The organism is Streptomyces sp. NPDC048664, from assembly GCF_040650555.1.
Taxonomy (GTDB): domain Bacteria; phylum Actinomycetota; class Actinomycetes; order Streptomycetales; family Streptomycetaceae; genus Streptomyces.
The window spans coordinates 170,218-188,102 of sequence record NZ_JBEZHK010000013.1; the positions used below are offsets into that span (position 1 = coordinate 170,218).

A 17,885-nucleotide genomic window follows, 5' to 3' on the forward strand; every position below is an offset into this window, starting at 1 on the left:
GCAGTCCCCCGTGGGCTGCCCCGCGGCAGCAAGACCTTGGTGTGTCCAGCACCTCGGCCCGCCCGCCGCATCTCTGCCACCACCCGGCGAGTGTCCAGCCCGCCTGGTGAAGAACCCGGTCCGCAGACCGGGCAACACCGCCCCTGCCAGGGCGGATCACTTGGTTCCGGAAGAACCGGCCCCGCCGAAGAGGGGCTCACGCATGCCCGAAAGGAGGGCGTGCCCTGCCCATGATGCAGCATGCCCGCGCGCCGGTCCACGCCGCCGCCGCTCCACCGCGCCTTCCGCGCGGACAACACCGAATATCCACAAACAACCGATACATCCTGGTCCGCGACCACGCCGACCAGGAAATCGGCACCACCGCGTCCCGCCGCACCCGGCGCGGCGACTTTCTGCGCGCCGCCACCTGGGCCATCACCCAGCGCCTGCACCCCAAAGCCGGCAACACCACACTGCGCGTCGCCCGCGACCTCGCCGCCCGCCTGAACGCCGACGGGCACGTCGCCTACTGCCGCGACACAACGTACAAGCGCCTCGGCATCAGCCGGCGCACCCTGGAGCGGCACATCGCCATCCTGCGCGAACTCGGCCTCCTCGTCTGGGCCGTCCACGGAAGCCGGACCAACACCCGACCCGCCGGAAGCGGCGAATGGGCCGGCACCGCCACCATCTACGCCGCCGTCGTCCCGCGCGCCTGGGACGACGCGGTCGGCCACCGCGTGCGCGGCCACGGCTATCACGCCCGGCACATCGGATTCACCGAACACGGACGCCAGTTGGCCATCACCGAAGCCCGCCGCCGCACCCGCCCCTCCCGCCGCCGCACCCGCCCCTCCCGCCGCCGTGACACCCCTTCCTGTAAGACCAACCACCCACGTCCTACAGCTGAGATGAGAGGGAGAAAGAACAACACCAGCGCGCCCCACGGCGCGAGGCCGCGGCCCCGCCGCCGACACGCAGTGCCCGAGCCCTACCGAGCCAGCCCCAGCCAGGCCGCACACGCCGTCTCCGTCGCCGCCTGGATACGCCCCCGGGTGCCATGGACCCAGGGCGAGGGACTGCGCCGCCTCGCCTTCGCCCTGCGGCCCTGGATCGCTACCGGCCTCTCCGCCGCCGACCTCGCCGCCGACCTGTCGGTCTGGCGCGTGCCCAGGCGGCCAGCCTCCCCGGCCAGCATGATCATGGCCCGCTGGAGCGAGACCACCGGCCACGACGAGCCCGCTGCCGACCCCTGCCGCGGCGAGGACACGCCTTGCGGGGTCCCGCCCAACGCGGCCTTTCGGGAGGCCATGGACGCAGTCCGCGCCCGCCTCACCAGGCTGTCGCCGCCCGTCGAACCGGAGCCCGAACCGCCCGGCTTCGTCATCCGCGACCGAATTCTCGCCTCGCTCGCCGAGGCGGACCGGGCCCGCCGCACGCGCACCGCCGAGCAGTGCCTCACCTTCGCCGAGTGGGAGGCCGTCTGCGACGCCAGGGAACGAGCCCCCTGGTGACCCCGCGCCGACCCAGGCCACGCACGTACGGCACGCACCAGGCCACGGCGCCGACGAGGAACCCGACCGCGAAGCTCTCGAACCGGAACACGGCGCCCCCTGCCCGTTCAGGACCCCGCTGCCGGGGCGGCCTCGGGCACGGACTCCTCGACGGTCTCCCCCTGCGCCGCGCCCTCGGCGCCGCGCCGGCGCGTGCGGAAGACTGCCCGCACCGACCGGAACAGGGCACGGACCAGCCGCCACAGACCGATCGCGCCGCAGCCGACCGCCGCGCCGCTGGCGCCCAGACGTGCAAAGGTCTCCAGCCAGCCGGGCCAATGCAGGTAGCCCAGCGTCAGCGATGTACCGATCAGGCTCAGGCTGAGCACCATCAGGACGCTGCTGTGACCGATCACCCCCCAGGTACGCCTCAGTTCGGCGTAGGCCTCCGGGTTCGCCTCCCGCCACGGGACGCGTCGGCCGGTCCGCTCGTGCTCACTCATCGCTCTCTCCGCTCCTTGCAGACTGAGTTCGGTCGTCGTGAGCCCCGCCCAGGACCTCCCGGGCATGGAGCAGTCCCTCTCCCAGCTCCTCCAGTTCCAGCCGTGCGTCGTCCAGTAGTTGCCGGGGCAGCAGCCCTTCGGGCAGCGCGGGTCTGACTGGCACTACGGCCACGCGGTCGTCGCGGATCGCCGACTCCACCGCCTCCTCCCGCCGTCCGACCTCGACGGCCTGGTCGACCAGGAGCGCGAGCGACTGCGCGTATCCGAGGAGAAGGTCGCGGGCTTCCACGTTGTCCGCCGCCAGCGGCACGAGACCGGCCGCGTCCCACACCAGCCGCGGCAGCACCGCCGCCGCGCGCGCCAGCTCGTAGCGCCCGCTGCGCTCGGCGAGCATGCGCAGGCGCTGCTCGTCGGCCAGCAGCCGGTAAAAGACCGCCGCGTACGCCTTGCTCGTTTCGACGACGCGCACGCGGCGCCGGGTGAAGCGCTGGACGGCCGCGGGCAGACCGGCGGCCGCGGCCATGCCGGCCGCGCCAGCCGCCAGGAGACCGGTGGCCGCCGGCAGCAGGGATGTCGCCGGACCCAGAACGGCGAAGGCAGTCACGGTGAACAGCGCGGTCCGGCCGACCGGGAGGGGCCGGGGAAGCACGAGGCATCCCAGCGTCCAGATGTACTGGGGCGGGCGGCGTCCCCATACGCTCCGGCACATCCAACGCCCCAGCCGGTGCTGCTCCGGGTCGAAGAAGCCCGCCTCGCGCAGCACACCCGCAGGGTGCGGCCCGAAGATGTCCCAGCGCAGCCACCCATCCCGGGTCCGCTCCCGTATCAGCAGCAGTGCCTCCATGGCGCCCCGAGCAGCGGCAGGGGTCGAAGCCCGGATGGCCAGCTCGGCGCCCACGGAGTGATGGAGCCGGGCGGCTTCCTGGACGGCGTGGGTCCACCGATCCCGGTCTGCATCGAAGGGCTGAGGCTGTGCGGCGGCCGGCCTCATCGCTGGCCCGCCGCGGCCGGGGCGTGAGCGGGTGCCGCGTTTGCGGTGGAGCCGGGGACGGTGAGCGGGCTGCAGGCGGAGGCGGCAGGCGCACCGGCGAGCACGAGGCCGGCGGCCAGGAGGCGAGGGGCCATGTGAGGAAGTCCTGTTCGGGTCGGAGAAGGCACCGTTCACCTCCTACAGGTGCGGCCGAAGCCGCCGGTGTGACACTCCGCCCGAACTTTTTGTGGGCTCCTTCAGCCGAGCGTGCCCTCGAAGGTGACCTTGGAGCCGCCCGCGTCGATGGCCTCGACCGTCACCGGGCCGCCGATGGCTGTCTCCGGGACGCGGAAGGAGACGGTCTGTGTGGCGGTGCGGTACGGGGCGATCGCGGCGTCGCGGTACCCGTACACCGGACGGACGGTGGCGGCCAGGTGCAGCTCCTGGCCGGTCAGGATCCGCAGGGTGGTGCCCAGGCCGGACATCGGGTCGCCGGAGCGGTTGACCACGCTCAGCTCCAGGCTCCCGGTGCGCGAGGCACCTTCGCCGCTCACCGTCACCTTGCCCACGCGCACCTGGCCGTTCCACTGCCCCAGCGGCGTGACCGACTGCCCGGCCGGCGCACCCTGCGGCGCCTGCGGGTCCGGGGAAGCGGCAGTACCGCCCGGCAAGGCACCTTCGAAGAACAGCAGTTCAGGCTCGGCCAGCCCCTCCTCGGTCGCCTCCACGGTCACCGTGACCGGCAGGCCCTGGGCCTGCTCGGGAAGCACCAGCTTCACATCCCTGTCGACGGAGCCGTTGGGGCGCACCTGCTGCGGCTCGTCCGTGGAAGAGGACGCGCTGCTGTCGGTGGCCTCGGCAGCGGTGCGCCCGAGAGCTCCGTAGCGGGCGGTGACGGCGGTCTGCGGCGCGGTCGCGACCTGCTCCCGCTGGTTGGCCACGGTCACCCGCGCCCTGTACGCGCTCGAGCCGGCCGGCACACCGGGCACGGCCCCGGCCGGCTGCCGCTCGAAGCCCTGCAGCGTCACCGTCCACGCCCCGTCGCCGACCGGCAGCGGCGTTCCGGGCTTCACGATGCCGTCCGGCAGCACTGTGGAGGGCGAGGGCCGTGCCGCGGGGGTGCTGCTCGTCGTCTGCCCGTCGGCCTTGGGCTCGCTGTCGGAGTCGGCGCAGCCGGAGATCAGGACCGTGCCGGCCAGGAGCACGATCGGAAGGACGTGGCGCAGGCGCACGGGCATGGTTCCCCCTTGTCAGGTACCGGATCTCGGTCGAGGGGATCATGCCAAAACGCGTCCGGCCGGGGCCGGACGCGCTGGTGAAGGGTGTTGGTTTCCGGCCGCCCGCTCTCTGCGGAGAGCGGAAGGTCACAGGGTGATGGGGATGGGGACCAGGAAGTACTCGGTGTCGCCTACGCGGACGCGCAGCGGGTGCCCGGGCGGGAGGGTGAACAGCCGATGATGCACGGTCGCCGGGGAGTTGCGCTCGGACAGCGCGGGCTCCAGTGCGGTACGGACGGCGGCGCGGGAAGTGTCGGACAGCGGGTTGCGCTCGGCGATCTCCGCGCAGTGGTCGAGCTGGGCGTCGGTCAGGTCGGGACCGAGGCCCTGGCGGAGGGCCTCGACGGCGACGGCCGGGGCCAGGACCGCCCGGTTGTGGTCGCGGCAGATGTGGCCGGGCGTGCCGTGGGGCTGGAAATGCCGGGCGGTACCGATGGAAGTCATGGGGGATTCCTTGGGGAAGAGATTCTGGCTGTGCTCGCGGGTCGTCAGGTCTCGGCGATGGTCAGGGCGGGCGTCGGAGGCATCGGGGACTTCCGCTCTCACCTGGAGCGGGCGGCGGTCTGTGCCGACGACGAAGAAGAGGAGTGACGGGAGCCCTCCCACCCCGGGGCTACGCGTAGTAGCTCGCCATGATCCACTCGGGCTTGCTGGCGCGGGCCCGTAGTTCCAGCACGGACAACGCCCGCTTCAAGGCCTCGTCGTGCTGGGATGCGGCGCTCATCGACGCGGGGTCGAGCGTGAGGGGCCCGCTTTCGGGCTGGCGGACGACGGCCGCCAGGATGTGTCCGTCTTCTTCCCACCCGATCGAGTACGTCCGAAGGAGCAGCGACCCCAGGCCGTTAGCGGCCAGTCGCTCCTCCGCGGCGGCAGCGAAGTAGTCGGGGTGGTTCTCCTCGCGCATGTCCTCTGTCTCCCACGGCACGCGCGGCATCAGAAAGGATGAGCCGTCGACGTCGTCGGTGTACCGGACCAGCTCGTTCGTCAGGCCCTCCCAGTTGTCGGCCGGGCCTCCCAGGCGGTACCCGTACATCAGGGCTTCGTGCTTCTCGATGGCGCCCATGGCGTTCTCCTCGGTTCGTGCCAGTGGTAGTTGGCCGGCGCTCTCGGGTCTGTCGAGGCGGCCGGTTGGGGGCCCGCCCCGGGGGGAGTGAGCCGGGGCGGGCGCGGGCCGGGTCAGCGCGGGCTGAGCGGGATGACCAGGACGCCGACGTGGGGCAGGCTCATCTCGGCCAGCAGCCGGGCCGTCCTGCCGCTGGCGCTGCTCGGGTCTGTGGAGTCCAGGCGTATGGCGCCCCGGTGCGGGCCGCGCGCGGGGTAGAGGTGCACCGTGCTCTGCGGTGCGTTGCGCTCGAAGACGCTGATGGTGGCGTAGTCGAACCCTCCGAGGTTCGGGTACCGCTCGGCGACGGCCACAGACAGGGCGGCGATGAGGTCGGGGCTCGGCGAGGCGACCGAGAGGGGAAGCGGGGGGCGGCGCGGACGGATGCGCAGAGCAAGGGCGCGTATCAGGACGCCGAGGCCGAAGCCGAGGGCGAGGGAGGCTGGCTGGATCAAGGTGGTTTCCCCGTGTTGGTTGTGACTGGGCCGGTGTTCGGAGCGCGGGTTAGGCGGTGGTGCTGGCCACGGCGGCGTGGACGAGGCGGGCGAGTCCCTGGCGCCTCTGGTACTTGGTCAGTCCCTGGACGCTTCCGGCGCTCTCGTGTCCGGCGGCGGCAGTCAGGCCGGACACGAGGGCGTGCACGAGTTCCTTGCCTGCGCCGTCGGGTGTGGTCGTCTGGGTGGCTGCCGTCAGTGCACGGGCGATGGGCCGGGTGGCTGCGGCGTACGCCTTGACGAAGCGGGGCTCGCCCTCGGCCGCGACGGCGGTCAGCACGCGCACGACCGGAAGGTGGCCGCTCCACCCGTCGAGTACGGCGTCGACCATCCGGGCGGCGCCGGGCAGTCCGTCCGAGGACCAGGAGCCGTCCTTGAAGTCCTTGAGCGCCGCTTTCGTCTCCTTGGCCAGGAGCCCGGATGCTTCGAGGACGACGCCCTCGATGTCGGGGAAGTACTGGTAGAACGTCGCGGGCGACGTGCCCACCTCCTGGGCGATGTCCATCACCTTGATGTCGCGGTAGGGCCGGGTGGCGAGAAGCTGGATCGTCGCGTCCATCAGCTTCTGCCGGGTCTGGAGGCCGCGCTGGCTGGGCACGCGGCGGTCGGGGGTGCGGGTCACGACACGGGTGGGCACAGTCGTCTCCTGAGCTGGAGGAAGGAAGGGGGGTGGTCCAGGTCTGGGGGCGGTGCCGCCGGACCCGACGTTCAATCACATTACACATTGAAGCATGAATAAGCAACGCCCTGGGGTGGGTATCCCAACGTTGCCGCCTGACCTGCACCCGCGCGGCCCTGGCGGCTGCGTCCCCGGACTCAGCGCGGACGGTGTCGGCCAACGGGAGAAGTCGAGCTCGTCGCCGTCCAGTTCAACAGCGGCATCGGCATGCTCGCCCGGAATGACGCCCGCCATCAGCAGCACGTCGGCGCGGTCGTCCCGCAGCCCGAAGACGGTGAACACCTCTCCGTGCCAGCCAGCTCGACTTGCGCTGGGGGCTGGCCGGGTCCAGGCCGAGGCCGACGGCCATGTCCTCCACGGCGTCGGCCAGTTCCGCCGCCTCCGGCCGGCGCCCGGGACCGGCATCGCGCAGGAATTATCACGTGCGGAACAGGAACGCCACGGCCGAGCCGTTCGTAGTGGCGGGGTCGAGGCGCAGCATGACGGTCTCTCCGAGGACTTGCGGGGGAGGGACGTGCCGGGTGATCGCCCGGCAAGTCGCGCCCGTGGGGGACCTGCTACGCCTCGGACTGCGGCGGCTGCAGGGCTCGGGCGGACATGCGGTGAGTGAGGGCATGCGCGCCGGCGAACGCCGTCCCTGCGCCGAGGGCCAGGTAGTCCACCGCCCTCCCGCGTGGGACGAGTTCGTAACCGTGGCCGTGCAGCAGCACGGTGCAGACAGCGAAAGCTCCCGCCACCAGGGCGGCGTCCAGACCGGCCGCGGCGGCGCTCCACACCCAGCGGGCGCGAGCCGGGGCGGTCTTGCGCGCGTCCCGCCTGCGGAGGGCGGCGCAGGCCCCGCTCCGGGCGAGCCGGCGCGTCTTGACGACAAGGACAGCCAGCGGGACGACGAACAGCCACATGACGGGCTGCTCCATCAGGAAGCCGCAGCCGGCGAGCAGCGCCACCAGCCCGTAGACGGTGTGCAGTGGCTGACAGCGGCGGTGCTGGACGGTGCGGGGACGGAGGTCGTCGGACATGGCTCTCCTCGGCTGAAGACGTTCGGGAAGTCGGCCCGGTGCACGGGCCGGGGGACCTGTGGCACGGGCGGGACGGGGCCCACCCGTGCCGCACGGGGACTGTTAGGCGTTCGTGCCGTGCCGGGGCGTCGCCGAGGGGCGGAGGCGGGCGCGGCGCAGCCGGTCGGACCACGGCGCGTCGGCGGGCCCAACGGGGTGCTCAGGGATGGTGATCTCGTAGTGCGGGCAGCTGCCGCGCTTTTCAGTCTCCAGGGCGGCGTGCCGGTGGGAGTTCGGGCACTGCTGCCGCTCGTGCTCTTCCCTCCAGTAGCGGACCGCCAGCGTGCGGCCGGTTCCGCCCTCGCGCGGTTCACTCGGCTGCTGCTCCCGGAAGCGCTCGCCCGCGTCCGGGTCCACCCACCAGTTCTCGACCTGGCCGGAGTCGGAAATGCCCCGCCGCCGTTCGGCATCGCGCTTGCTCGGCTTGAGTTGGTGGACCTGGTGGGCCAGGACCCGAACCGTGGACCGCTTGTGCTGGGTCAGCAGCTCCCACAGCGCCCGCACGTGGCGGAGCATCAGCTCCTGGCCGCCCTGGCGGCCCGATCCGCTCCGGTACCGCTCAGGGTTGTCCGGGTCGCGAAGCCGGGTCTCCGGATCCAGGATTTCGCCGGGGCGCGCCAGCAGGGTCTCGTAGGGCGAGAACGGCAGCTTCAGCAGCGACTCGTCGCACGTCAGGGCAGTGACCCAGGTCCAGGGGACGTCATCGCACGCGGCCTCCACCGGCTCCAGAAGCCGGTCGGGCCGCAGAAGGAACCAGCCTTCCTCCGTCCGGGGCGACCACGGACCCCACACGTAGCCGACGATGCGTCGCCCATTGGGCAGAGCGAGGGGGGTGTCGAGGAACAGCATCCCGCGCGAGGCGGGGAGGTGGGCGGGATCGAACGGAGTCGTCGTCTTCTCCGCCCGCCGCACCACGCGGCGTAGCGCCATCTGGCCGAGGGAGTCGCCGATCTGGAAGAGGCGGGCGGAGGAGGCCCGGTCGGCTTCCTGCCGCAGTTGCGTCACCACGGCCGCCTCCAGGCCGTCCGGATGCCCGTAGGGCGCCAGCCGCTCACGCTCCCGCCGGTACACCTCCGCCTTCGCCCGGGCCCAGTCCAGGCTCTGCCTGTGGGCCTCCACGTACCGGCGCCGCCATGTACGGATGCGGTGCTGGTCGGGAGTTTCCCAGACCGCGTCGTCCGCGCGTGCGAGACTCCGGCCCGGTGTGGTTTCACCGGGGTACAGCCCCAGCGCGCGGAACCGGCGGACCTCTGCGTCGAAGTCGCCCACGACGACGTCCGGCGGGTCAATGATCATCCGCTGGTGCCTGTCGTCCGGATCGAGCGCCCACTCCATGCCCGCGAGTTGGGCCAGCACCGCGCGCAACGTCTGTTCGTCCGCGCTCTTCAGGAAGTCGACCACGAGCATCTGCACCGTGTTCGCGTACGCGTCGGTCGCCGCGAAGCGCAGCATGCGCTTGACGAACCCGCCGACCGGGCCGCGCTGGCCGCTGGACAGCGCCAGCATCTGATCCGCGACCCGCTGGTCGCCCAGTGCCGCGTTCGCCAGGTGGTCGTACATCTGCCGGAAGACGGCCATCTCCTCGTCCTCGGCGAGGACGTTGTCGATGGCGCCCCGTACCCGCGCCGAGGATGCCGGGGAGGCTCCCTCCGGGACCGGTGGCCGGACAAACTGACCGGCAGCGGCATGCAGTTCCCGGTACAGCTTCAGCTGGAGCTCGCTGAGGATGAGGAGATCGTTGGGCTTGACCGGGGTCCGCTTGGCGGCACGGGCCGCGATAGCCAGAAGCTCGGAATCCGACAACTCGGGCATGTTCGAGTGCATGTCATCCCTACTTGGACGCGGGGGATTGGGGAGAGGTCGCGGGTGCCGAGCACCAGGCGATGAAATGACAGTACACATCGAAAAAGGAATAAGCAACGCAATGGAGTGGGGTCCGGGCAAGGCCGTTGCCTAGTGCGCGAGCAGGCGTCCTGGCCCGGCTGTTCGGTGCGCTGGTCCGCAGGGACGGCGAGGCGGGGCGCGCTTACCGTGCGACGCCCCGCCTCGGTTCCTTTGTGTCAGGCCAGGTAGTCGGCGACCAGGTCAGCGAAGTCCTCGGGGGTGAGGACCGTGACGCCGAGCTCGGCCGCCTTGACTGCCTTCGAGCTCGGCTTGCCCCCGTTGGACGGCGCGGCGACGAGGATGGACGTCTTCGCGCTGACGCTGCTGCCCGCGCGGCCGCCGGCCTTCTCGATCAGGGCGTTCATCTCGGACCGCCCGTAGGCCTCCAGCCGTCCGCTCATCTTGCCGGTGACCACCACGACCTTGCCGGTCAGCGGACCTGCACTCTCCGCCGCCGACGCCTCCTGGGGCTCGGTCATGTTGACGCCCGCGGCGATCAGCTTGTCGATGACGGGCGCCAGGGCGGCGACCTGCTCGACGATGACCGGGGCCTTCTCGGGCCCGATGCCCTCGACGCCCTGCAGAGCGACAGCGTCGGCCTGACGGATGGCGTCCATGCTCTCGAAGTGCCGGGCGATGCGGCGGGACATGCTGCGCCCGGTGCCGAGCACGCCCAGTGCGCAGAAGACGCGGCTGAGCGGAAGTGTCTTGGCGGCCTCGATCTGCTCGGCGAGCTTGGCTGCCCTCTTGGCGCTCTTGGTCGCCTCGGTGAGTTGCTCGGCGGTCAAGGTGAACAGATCGGCGACGTCGTTGACGTAGCCGGACGTGACCAGGGCCGCTACGTAGGTCTTGCCGAGGCCGTCGATGTCGAGCATCTCGCGCTGCGCGGCGTACTCGATCAGTGCCGGGAGCGCGCACGCGGTGCCCTTCGCGCACCGCCACCGCTCCTGCGTCTTGTTGATCTCGCCACGGCAGTTCGGGCAGACCGCGGGCAGCGGCACTTCCCGTGCCCCCTCCGGGCGCAGCTGGACCACGGCTCCCTGCACGCGGGGGATGATGTCGCCGGCCTTGTGCACCGTCACGGTGTCGCCGAGGTGGAGGTCCCGGCGGCGAATGTCGGCGGGGTTATGGAGGGTGGCCCGGGTGACGTGGGAGCCGTCGATCTCCACAGAGGCGAGGATCGCGGTCGGCGCGAGGACCCCGGTGCGGCCGACCTCCCACACGACGTCCTCCAGAACGGTCTGTCGCTCGACCGCGGGGAGCTTGACCGCAATGGCCCAGTGAGGGAAGCGGGTGCCGAACCCGGCAGCCGTCTGCTCTCCCGTGTCGTTCATCTTGATCACCACCCCGTCGATTCCGACGGGCAGATCCGCACGCATGGCAGCGATCGCGTCAACCCGCTCCTGTGCCGCGGCCAGGTCGGCGACGACGTGGAGCCCGGCCGGGGAGTCCGCGGTCGTCTGGATTCCGGCTGCGGCCACGGCGGCCAGGGTCTCGGCGTGCGTGGCTCCGGCGGGCAGGAACGATACGCCGTCCAGTCCGACCGCGCCGTAGGCCCAGAACGTCATCTGGAGCCGGTACGGCCGGTCCTTCGCCCTCAGCGTCCCGGCCGTGCCGTTGCGGGGGTTGGCGAAGACCTGCGCGTTGTGAGCGGCACGGACCTCGTTCGCCTTCTCGAACTGCTCCTGGGTGAAGGCGACCTCGCCGCGGACCTCGACGGTGACCGGCTCGGCCAGACGCTCGGGGAGGCCGTCGATCTGCCCGATGACGTGGCTGATGTCCTCGCCGTGACTGCCGTCACCGCGGGTGATGATCTGCGTCAGACGGCCGGCGCGGTACCGAGCGGCCACGGCGGCACCGTCGATCTTCGGCTCCACGGTGAATCCGCCCTGCGGCGCGCGGCCCAGACGGCGCTGGAGCGAGGCGCCCCATGCCACCAGGCCCTCGGCGTCGAAGACGTTGTCCAGGCTCAGGAGGCGAGTGGTGTGCGCAACGTCGCCGACGGGCGCTGCACCGTCGGCCACGAGCCCGGTGGGGGAGTCCGGGGAGACCTCGGCGGGGTTCTCCTCCTCCCAGGCCTGCACCGACCTTCGGAGCTGATCGTAGGAGGCGTCGTCCAGGACGCTGTCGCCGTCACCGTAGTACGCCTGCGAGGCCTCGCGCAGGAGCTGGAGCGCGGCCTCGTACTCGGTGCGGTTGGACACAGCAGACTGCGCCTGAGCGGCGGGAAGAGTCGTCATGAGGGTGATCCTCTCTTAGGGGTCTGACAGTGGCCGCGCGCCCGGATGCAAGGGCATTTAGGGCAATGCGGGCCACCGAAGGCGAGCGCGCCAGCAGGTGAAGAGAAAGAGGCAACCAAGGACTGGTCGGCCCAGATGGTGCTGGCGGAGAAGAGTCGGCGAAGGGTTGCGCCGACGTTTGGACGCGGAGACGGCGCCACTAGCCGACGAGTCGCGAAGCCTCCGCGCTCACCAGGGCGCGCCGCATCGACGGCTCGGCTTGCCGCAGCAGAGCAACCATGCGGAAGAGCGAGGAACGCGGCACCGTGCGCAGCAGCACGGAGGCAACGCCTCCTCGGAAGGCGTAGATACCGGGGCGACCGGGGACGGCACGGAGCAGGCCGCTCAGAATCACCTCGGCCAGGTGGCTCGGGCACGGAGCCGTCTCCACCGAGCTGTGCAGCAGCCGCATCACCGGCAAGTGGGGGACTCCTGCGGCCAAGTGGCCCGCGAGACGGAACGCTTCGGGGGATGCGGTGGCGCGGAAGCGGAGGACCAGTTCCTCGGCAGTGAGTCCCGCCGGGGAGGTTGTCCCTTCGGCCGGGAGCGCCTGCGGAATGAAGGCGACCGCTGCCGGGACCTCGGTGCCGCCGGTGCCAAGGAGCGTGAACCAGCTCTCCAGCCAGGCGGAGGAAGGTTCCAGAACAGGCACAGGGATGGTGTCCGCTCCCGCGTGGGGTGTGCTGTCGTGCGCCGTGAAGATCAGTTCGGAGTTAGCGGATCCGGCGGCCGGGGCATGGACGCGGCCGGGCGTCCCGGGCAGTGCGGTGCGCTGCCACATGCGCTCCGGCAGTGGCTGTACCACCGCCACCGGTCGCACTCGCGCCCAACTGTGCAGAGTCTTGTGCCAACGGTCACCGGCCGGCCCGGGGTACCACTGGGGGCCGGAGCAGTCGCTGAGCACGAGGGTCACCAGCCGGTCGCTCTCGACCTGTCGCCCTCGCAGCGTGCCATCGGCCTTGAGCACGGACACCGTCACGCTCCCGAAAGGGCCGTCCTGCGCGAGAGACTGGCGCAGCCTCCGCAGCAGCGGCCGCCACATCGACATCGTGGGCCCGGCATCGAAGACGAGCTGGAGGCGATACGCCGGTGCCGTGTTCGTTCCTATGGTCACGTCGTCTCCTTGGGGCCTCTGGGAGGGGCGAGGCCCGGACCGGGCCGAGGGAAAGTCGGTCCGGGCCTCGCGGCCCCGGCCGTCGAGGGAGTGCCACGGCCAGGGCGAGCCGCGGGGACGTGGCTCCTTCGGAATTGGCTTGGAATGGTGGGGCGGTTTACCACCCCCACAGCAAGTACAATACACATTGAACAGTGATTACACAACATCGAGTTGTGTGCCTCATCCACTGGCGAGCCAGTCCCAATTACCCGGCCACCGGGCTGCCCGTTGGTTTCATACCTCCCGGCGAACCTGGTCGCCGACGATGCCCACGAGCAGTGCGAACTCCCGCGCGCCGGCCCTGCGGCCGGCTAAGCCACGCCGTCCTGGGCCTGGCTCTCGACGCGGTGCAGCACGTGGGGGGCGACGAGGTCGGCTCCGCAGTCGTCCCAGCGCACAGCCTGGTAGGCGTACGAGGCGGCGCCCTCCGCCATGCCGAAGGTGCGCCCGGAGCGTTCTGTCCCCCGGGCCCGCATCACCACATGTGTCCCGTCCGCGTAGTAGGTGAGCGCGGGATCGAACATGGTCGCGGGTCGAGTCACGTCCGAGGCCAGGGGGCGGGCCCGGATCACGATGTCGGCGACCTTGTCGGCGTCGACCCCCGGAATGTCCATGCGCCGGTCAGGCTCGACCTTCCAGGACAGACCGGGGAACAGGCGGGTCACCTGTGCGCGCACCCACTGCCACGCCTCGTCCGAGGCCTCCTCGGTGGGCTCGTTCGCAGAGGAGTGCCAGCCCTCGGCACAGTCCGCGCCCTGCGCGCCGAGGAGGGCCATCACCTCGGCGCGGGTGATCTCGTCCGGGAGCTGGGTGCTGGCCTGCAAGCGGTGGACGTACCGGTGGAAGAGCTGGAAGGCCAGGGTCTCGCCGTCCAGGTGGTGAGCGTAGACGATCCTCAGAACCGTCCCGTGTCCCTCGGAGTCGGGGACCAAGGTGGCGATGGCGGGTGGCGGCGTGGTGTTGATGGCCATGGGGAGGCTCCGTTTCGTGCAGGGTGAGCGGCGGCCGGCGGCGGGCTGCGGCACGGCCGCCGCGCGGGTCAGGAGGGAGGAGTGAACTGCCAGGGCCAGAACGGCGGGCGGGTCGTGGTGGGGTACAGCACTGGCCGGGCCTTCTGCTCGGATCTCGCCCGCTCGGCGCGCTCTTGTACGGCCTCCTCCAGGAGCCGGGGACGGTTGAGAGCGTCGCCGCAAGAGACGGTCACCTGCCTGCCGAGCCTCCACAGCTGGGCGTTCACGGCGCAGCACGCGGCGTTGAGCGGGTCGAGGTCGTTCAGCCACCAGTGGTAGAGGGCAGGGTCGGTCCCGAAGAACCGCAGCGTGGCGGCAGCTGACCGGGCCATCGTCCCCGTGCCCGCAGCGGGTTCCAGGAACAGGTCACCGGGCTTGCGTTCGGCGGAGAGCACCATGTCGCCCATGAAGTTGGTGACGATCCCCGGAGTGAAGAACTCGCCGGTCGACTGCCGTTCGCTGTAGCTGCGCATCCGGGTGATGAGCAGGCCGAGGACATCGTCGGACTCGGCGCGGGCGGTGTCGGAGCAGTACTCCAGCAGCCCTGCGCGCAGGAGGATCCGGGCGTAGTCGGCCAGGCCGCGGATGTCGTTGTCGGTGGGATGGGAGAGCCAGTCGTGGAGCGGGCGGGCGGCCTCGGTCAAGTCCGGGTCGTAGGTCCAAAACGAGTTCCAGCCGGCTCGCAACGTGTCGACGAGCTCTTCGTCGTCGAGGGGGAGCAGGAGCGGGCCGTAGTCGGGGCCGTCCGGCTGTGAGGGCGCGGAGAGGGCGAGGGCGGCCGGAGTGCCGACTGCGATGGCCCGGTCGCTGGAGCCTCCGCGGTTGGACGTCCACCAGGCGTGCGCGGCCTCGGCGATGGCGTGGGCGTGGTCCCGCCCGCTTTCGGGCGCCATGGCGCGGCGCATTCCGGTGGGCGGGATGCCGTACAGGGTCACGCCGCGCTCCCCGGCCCTTGCACGATGAGGTGATCGAGCTGGGCGACGAATGACGGCAGGAGGGTCCGCTTACGGCCTAGGCGCCGCGAGCCGAACGGCTGCAACGTCCCGGGGTGACCGCTGGGCTGGAAGTCGCTGTCGATGATCCAGGTACGGTCGTCGGGCATCCGAGACAGCCGGTAGGCGGCCTTGTTGAGCAGCGCGCCGTGTTCGAAGAGGAGGAGTTCGGCGTACCAGCCGGTGACGCCTCCCGCTTCGCGTTCACCGAGGACCGGCACGACGCCGGTGAACTCCAGGGTGGTGTCCTCGTCGGTGACGGTGGCGGTGAACGTCCTGGCTGTGCGCAGCGGGGTCAGGGCCCGCTGTGCGGCCTGGTGGGCGTCGGGGTGTCCGATCGGCTCGGCGATAACGCATCGTCCCGCGAGGGAGAGCGGGTCGTCGGTGGCGGAGGCTGGCTGTTTCAGGGGCGCGAGCTCCCTGAGCAACGCGTCACGTCCGAGGGTCGCGAGGTACCAGTACTCCTGGGTGCGGGTGCTGGGAATCATGGTGTCCATGGGGCCCTCCTGGGGCGGCACTGGCGGGATGGTCCTCGCCAGCGGGTCAGTTCGTGGGTGCGGCGTAGCGGCGGGGCCTGCCGTGGTGAAGGACGACGGGTGCTCCGTGGCGACCCGGCGGGGAGCGAGCGCGGCCATCGGGGCCGCGTCCCTCGCTTCCGGCCGTGGCTCAGGCGCGCGCCGCCTCGGCCTCCTCGTCCGCGGCTTCGGCCGTGAGGTTTTCGAAGTAGTCACGGGCGCTGTCGACCATGCCGGGGACGTCGCACCCGAAGGACTCGGCCGCGTCCAGGAGCGCCGCGAGCATGGCGGCTTCGCGTTCAGCTCCGGAGGCGGCGACGGCGCACAGGACATCGAGCTTCACGGGGTACGCCTCGCTGCGCAGTCCCTCGGCGGCCTGGTGGAGCTCGTGGGCGGTGACCCGGCCGTCCGTCAGGCAGAAGACCTGAGCGATCAGATCGCCGATCACGCGATCAGCGCTCTCCTGGTCGTCCACGACCTGGTCGCCGGGGAGGTTGAAGGCGATCTGGGCCATGGCCTCGGCCGCGAGGACGCCGAGCCGTACGCGCTCGGCCAGCTCGGGAACGGGCAACAGGGCTTTGGGGGCCTGCCTGTTGTAGGCCTTCAGCGCCGCGTCGGCCCATGCGGCGCGGTCGGCGAGGGTGCACTCACGTGCGGGGGTCATGTTGACGCCGGATTCCGCGGCTGCGGTGAAGCGCGCAGCCTTGCGGTCGGGGATGGACGTGTCCACGGTCGTTCCTCTGGGTGAGGTTTCCAAGATGGTGGTGTGCGTGAGAGCAGCTGTACGCCGCTCGATCACGAACACCACACTACATATTGAAACGCGAATACACAACACGCTAGATGCGGGGACGGGCATCCGCCCACTTCGGGTAGGGGAGTGCGGGCATGCCGAAGACCGCCCTCGACCGCTCGGCCCGAGTACGGCCAACGGGCAGAGCGTACCTGTGGGTCCCCGGGTGCCTCTGGCGCCTGGCCCCGATCTGCTCCAGTGCGGTGCGCAGCCAGGCACGCCGGTCTGACCCCGCAGGGCGCGGCGATGCGCCCAGCGCCGCGATGCGCCGCTCGAACCCGTCGGCACCCCGGTCTCCGGCGACGAACTTGGCGATCGAACGCGCCGAAGCGCGCGGGTTCGCGGATTCCCGGAGTGGTGGAACGGAGAACCCGCTCGCCAGATCGCCGTGGAGAGGGATCCAGGAGCGGGTTCGCGGGGCGGTGGTCCCCCGTCAGGTTGACGAGGAACGTGGCTCCTTGTGCACTCCGGTGGGGTCCGAGCAGGTGGCGATCAGCGCGGCGAGCAGTGATGTGGTGGCCAGCAACCCGAAGAGGTGGGGGTATCCGCCGAGGAGGGGCGCGAGTGAGGCGCTGGCGAAGGGTGCGAGGGCTGCGGCGGTGGTAGCCGGTGCTGCGAGGAGGCCGGAGAGACGGCCGTAGTGGGTGTGGCCCCAGCGGTCGGTGATGGCGGTGGCCTGGAGCAGGGTGAGGTTGCCGCGGACCATGCCGGCTGCGACCGATACGGCGATCAGCAGGACGTACGGGCCTGGCGTCACGGCGAAGGCGATGGTGGTGATGCCGCCCAGGGTGATGAGGACCGTGGTTCGCCTGGTCGCGGTCGTACGTCGGGCGAGGGCGGCGTAAAGGGTGCGGCCCAGGGTTTGTCCGGCGCCGCCGATGCCGAGGACCCAGGCGGCCTGGGCGGTTGAGTAGCCGCGTTCGAGCAGCAGCGGGACGAGGGCGACGACGACGGCGTACATCGCGAACGCCGACAGGGTGAAGGCTGCGGCGAGGAGCCAGAAGGAGCGGCTTCTGGCGACGGGCGTGGTGCCGTCGGCACGGTGGGGTGCGGCGGGTGGGGCGGGAGGCCAGGGTGCGCGCAAGGCCAGGGCGTGCGTGGGGATGGTCAGGACGGCGAGCAGTCCGGCGAGGGCCAGGTAGGTGTGCCGCCAGGAGAGGTGCTCGGCGAGCAGGGCGGTCAGGGGTGCGAAGACGGTGGATGCGAGTCCGCCGGCGAGGGTGACGATGGTGAGCGCGCGGACGTGGTCGGGGGCCCACCAGCGGGTGAGGGCGGCGAAGGCCGGCTGGTAGAAGGTGGTCGCCATCGCGAGTCCGGCCAGGGCCCAACCGGCGAAGAAGACAGGCAGGTTGGGGGCGGCGGCCACGAGTAGCAGGCTGACGGTGCCGAGGACGGCACCGGTGGTCATGACGGCGCGCGGGCCGCGCCGGTCCAGGATCCTGCCGACGCGGATTCCTGCGAGGGCGGAGACGACGAGGGCGAGCGAGAAGGCCGCGGTGGTCGCGCCCGCCGGCCAGCCAGTCGCGTGCGTGATCTCGGGATTCAGTACGGGGAACGCGTAGTAGACGATGCCCCAGCTGGTGATCTGCGTCAGGCAGAGTGCGGGCAGCACGGCGCGGGGCCGCGACCGGTCCCCCGATCCGGTTCCGGCAGCGGCGCGTCGGCGGGGAAGAGGGTGAAGGCGTCGGGCTCGGTACG

17 protein-coding genes are annotated in these 17,885 nt (G+C 71.4%); 1 reads left to right on the forward strand and 16 read right to left on the reverse strand.

Annotated features, from left to right (window positions below):
• The first annotated feature begins 230 nt into the window (after positions 1–230).
• Entirely contained in the window at positions 231–1,496 is a 1,266-nt protein-coding gene (locus tag AB0C59_RS17090) for an HTH domain-containing protein (protein WP_363005187.1), read from the forward strand.
• A gap of 107 nt (positions 1,497–1,603) precedes the next feature.
• On the opposite strand, the gene AB0C59_RS17095 is transcribed toward AB0C59_RS17090, so the two are convergent.
• The 16 genes from AB0C59_RS17095 to AB0C59_RS17170 form a co-directional block, all read right to left on the reverse strand.
• On the reverse strand, positions 1,604–1,978 hold the full coding sequence (locus AB0C59_RS17095; RefSeq protein ID WP_024126706.1) for a hypothetical protein: 375 nt from the start codon (positions 1,976–1,978) through the stop codon (positions 1,604–1,606).
• Positions 1,971–2,876: a hypothetical protein gene (locus AB0C59_RS17100; RefSeq protein ID WP_363005189.1), complete on the reverse strand. Its 906-nt coding sequence runs from the start codon at positions 2,874–2,876 to the stop codon at positions 1,971–1,973. The genes AB0C59_RS17095 and AB0C59_RS17100 overlap by 8 nt, the downstream gene beginning before the upstream one ends.
• Positions 2,877–3,205: 329 nt before the next feature.
• Complete coding sequence (locus AB0C59_RS17105) at positions 3,206–4,186, reverse strand: hypothetical protein (RefSeq protein WP_363005191.1); 981 nt, start codon at positions 4,184–4,186, stop codon at positions 3,206–3,208.
• Positions 4,187–4,312: 126 nt separating this feature from the next.
• A complete protein-coding gene (locus tag AB0C59_RS17110; protein ID WP_024126702.1) occupies positions 4,313–4,669 on the reverse strand; it encodes a hypothetical protein in 357 nt (118 codons plus the stop codon).
• A 169-nt stretch (positions 4,670–4,838) separates the two neighbouring features.
• Positions 4,839–5,288, reverse strand: coding sequence for a hypothetical protein (locus AB0C59_RS17115; RefSeq protein ID WP_363005193.1), 450 nt, complete (start codon positions 5,286–5,288; stop codon positions 4,839–4,841).
• A gap of 113 nt (positions 5,289–5,401) precedes the next feature.
• Positions 5,402–5,782 carry a hypothetical protein gene (locus AB0C59_RS17120; protein ID WP_363005195.1) on the reverse strand — a complete coding sequence of 127 codons (381 nt, stop codon included), beginning with the start codon at positions 5,780–5,782 and terminating at the stop codon, positions 5,402–5,404.
• A 49-nt stretch (positions 5,783–5,831) separates the two neighbouring features.
• A complete protein-coding gene (locus AB0C59_RS17125) occupies positions 5,832–6,458 on the reverse strand; it encodes a TetR/AcrR family transcriptional regulator (RefSeq protein ID WP_363005197.1) in 627 nt (208 codons plus the stop codon).
• A 599-nt stretch (positions 6,459–7,057) separates the two neighbouring features.
• The gene (locus AB0C59_RS17130) at positions 7,058–7,519 is read right to left on the reverse strand and encodes a hypothetical protein (RefSeq protein WP_363005199.1); all 462 of its coding nucleotides are present in this window, start codon (positions 7,517–7,519) and stop codon (positions 7,058–7,060) included.
• 102 nt (positions 7,520–7,621) lie between these two features.
• Positions 7,622–9,382: a hypothetical protein gene (locus AB0C59_RS17135; RefSeq protein ID WP_363005201.1), complete on the reverse strand. Its 1,761-nt coding sequence runs from the start codon at positions 9,380–9,382 to the stop codon at positions 7,622–7,624.
• A gap of 236 nt (positions 9,383–9,618) precedes the next feature.
• Positions 9,619–11,682 (reverse strand): NAD-dependent DNA ligase LigA, encoded by a 2,064-nt coding sequence (gene ligA, locus AB0C59_RS17140; RefSeq protein ID WP_363005203.1) that lies wholly within the window; start codon positions 11,680–11,682, stop codon positions 9,619–9,621.
• Between the two features lie 199 nt (positions 11,683–11,881).
• Entirely contained in the window at positions 11,882–12,835 is a 954-nt protein-coding gene (locus AB0C59_RS17145) for an SAV_2336 N-terminal domain-related protein (protein WP_363005205.1), read from the reverse strand.
• 353 nt (positions 12,836–13,188) lie between these two features.
• Positions 13,189–13,848 (reverse strand): hypothetical protein, encoded by a 660-nt coding sequence (locus AB0C59_RS17150; protein ID WP_363005207.1) that lies wholly within the window; start codon positions 13,846–13,848, stop codon positions 13,189–13,191.
• A gap of 68 nt (positions 13,849–13,916) precedes the next feature.
• Positions 13,917–14,822, reverse strand: coding sequence for an N-6 DNA methylase (locus tag AB0C59_RS17155; RefSeq protein ID WP_363005209.1), 906 nt, complete (start codon positions 14,820–14,822; stop codon positions 13,917–13,919).
• On the reverse strand, positions 14,819–15,376 hold the full coding sequence (locus AB0C59_RS17160) for a hypothetical protein (RefSeq protein ID WP_363005211.1): 558 nt from the start codon (positions 15,374–15,376) through the stop codon (positions 14,819–14,821). The genes AB0C59_RS17155 and AB0C59_RS17160 overlap by 4 nt, the downstream gene beginning before the upstream one ends.
• Before the next feature lie 169 nt (positions 15,377–15,545).
• On the reverse strand, positions 15,546–16,124 hold the full coding sequence (locus tag AB0C59_RS17165; RefSeq protein WP_363005213.1) for a hypothetical protein: 579 nt from the start codon (positions 16,122–16,124) through the stop codon (positions 15,546–15,548).
• Between the two features lie 496 nt (positions 16,125–16,620).
• Positions 16,621–17,799: an MFS transporter gene (locus tag AB0C59_RS17170; RefSeq protein WP_363005222.1), complete on the reverse strand. Its 1,179-nt coding sequence runs from the start codon at positions 17,797–17,799 to the stop codon at positions 16,621–16,623.
• Positions 17,800–17,885 lie beyond the last annotated feature (86 nt).

Bases quoted from the DNA above. Each gene is read 5' to 3' on its own strand.
- AB0C59_RS17090 (WP_363005187.1), top strand. From the start codon at position 231: ATGATGCAGCATGCCCGCGCGCCGGTCCACGCCGCCGCCGCTCCACCG.
- AB0C59_RS17095 (WP_024126706.1), bottom strand. From the start codon at position 1,978: ATGAGTGAGCACGAGCGGACCGGCCGACGCGTCCCGTGGCGGGAGGCG.
- AB0C59_RS17105 (WP_363005191.1), bottom strand. From the start codon at position 4,186: ATGCCCGTGCGCCTGCGCCACGTCCTTCCGATCGTGCTCCTGGCCGGC.
- AB0C59_RS17110 (WP_024126702.1), bottom strand. From the start codon at position 4,669: ATGACTTCCATCGGTACCGCCCGGCATTTCCAGCCCCACGGCACGCCC.
- AB0C59_RS17115 (WP_363005193.1), bottom strand. From the start codon at position 5,288: ATGGGCGCCATCGAGAAGCACGAAGCCCTGATGTACGGGTACCGCCTG.
- AB0C59_RS17130 (WP_363005199.1), bottom strand. From the start codon at position 7,519: ATGTCCGACGACCTCCGTCCCCGCACCGTCCAGCACCGCCGCTGTCAG.
- AB0C59_RS17135 (WP_363005201.1), bottom strand. From the start codon at position 9,382: ATGCACTCGAACATGCCCGAGTTGTCGGATTCCGAGCTTCTGGCTATC.
- ligA (WP_363005203.1), bottom strand. From the start codon at position 11,682: ATGACGACTCTTCCCGCCGCTCAGGCGCAGTCTGCTGTGTCCAACCGC.
- AB0C59_RS17150 (WP_363005207.1), bottom strand. From the start codon at position 13,848: ATGGCCATCAACACCACGCCGCCACCCGCCATCGCCACCTTGGTCCCC.
- AB0C59_RS17160 (WP_363005211.1), bottom strand. From the start codon at position 15,376: ATGGACACCATGATTCCCAGCACCCGCACCCAGGAGTACTGGTACCTC.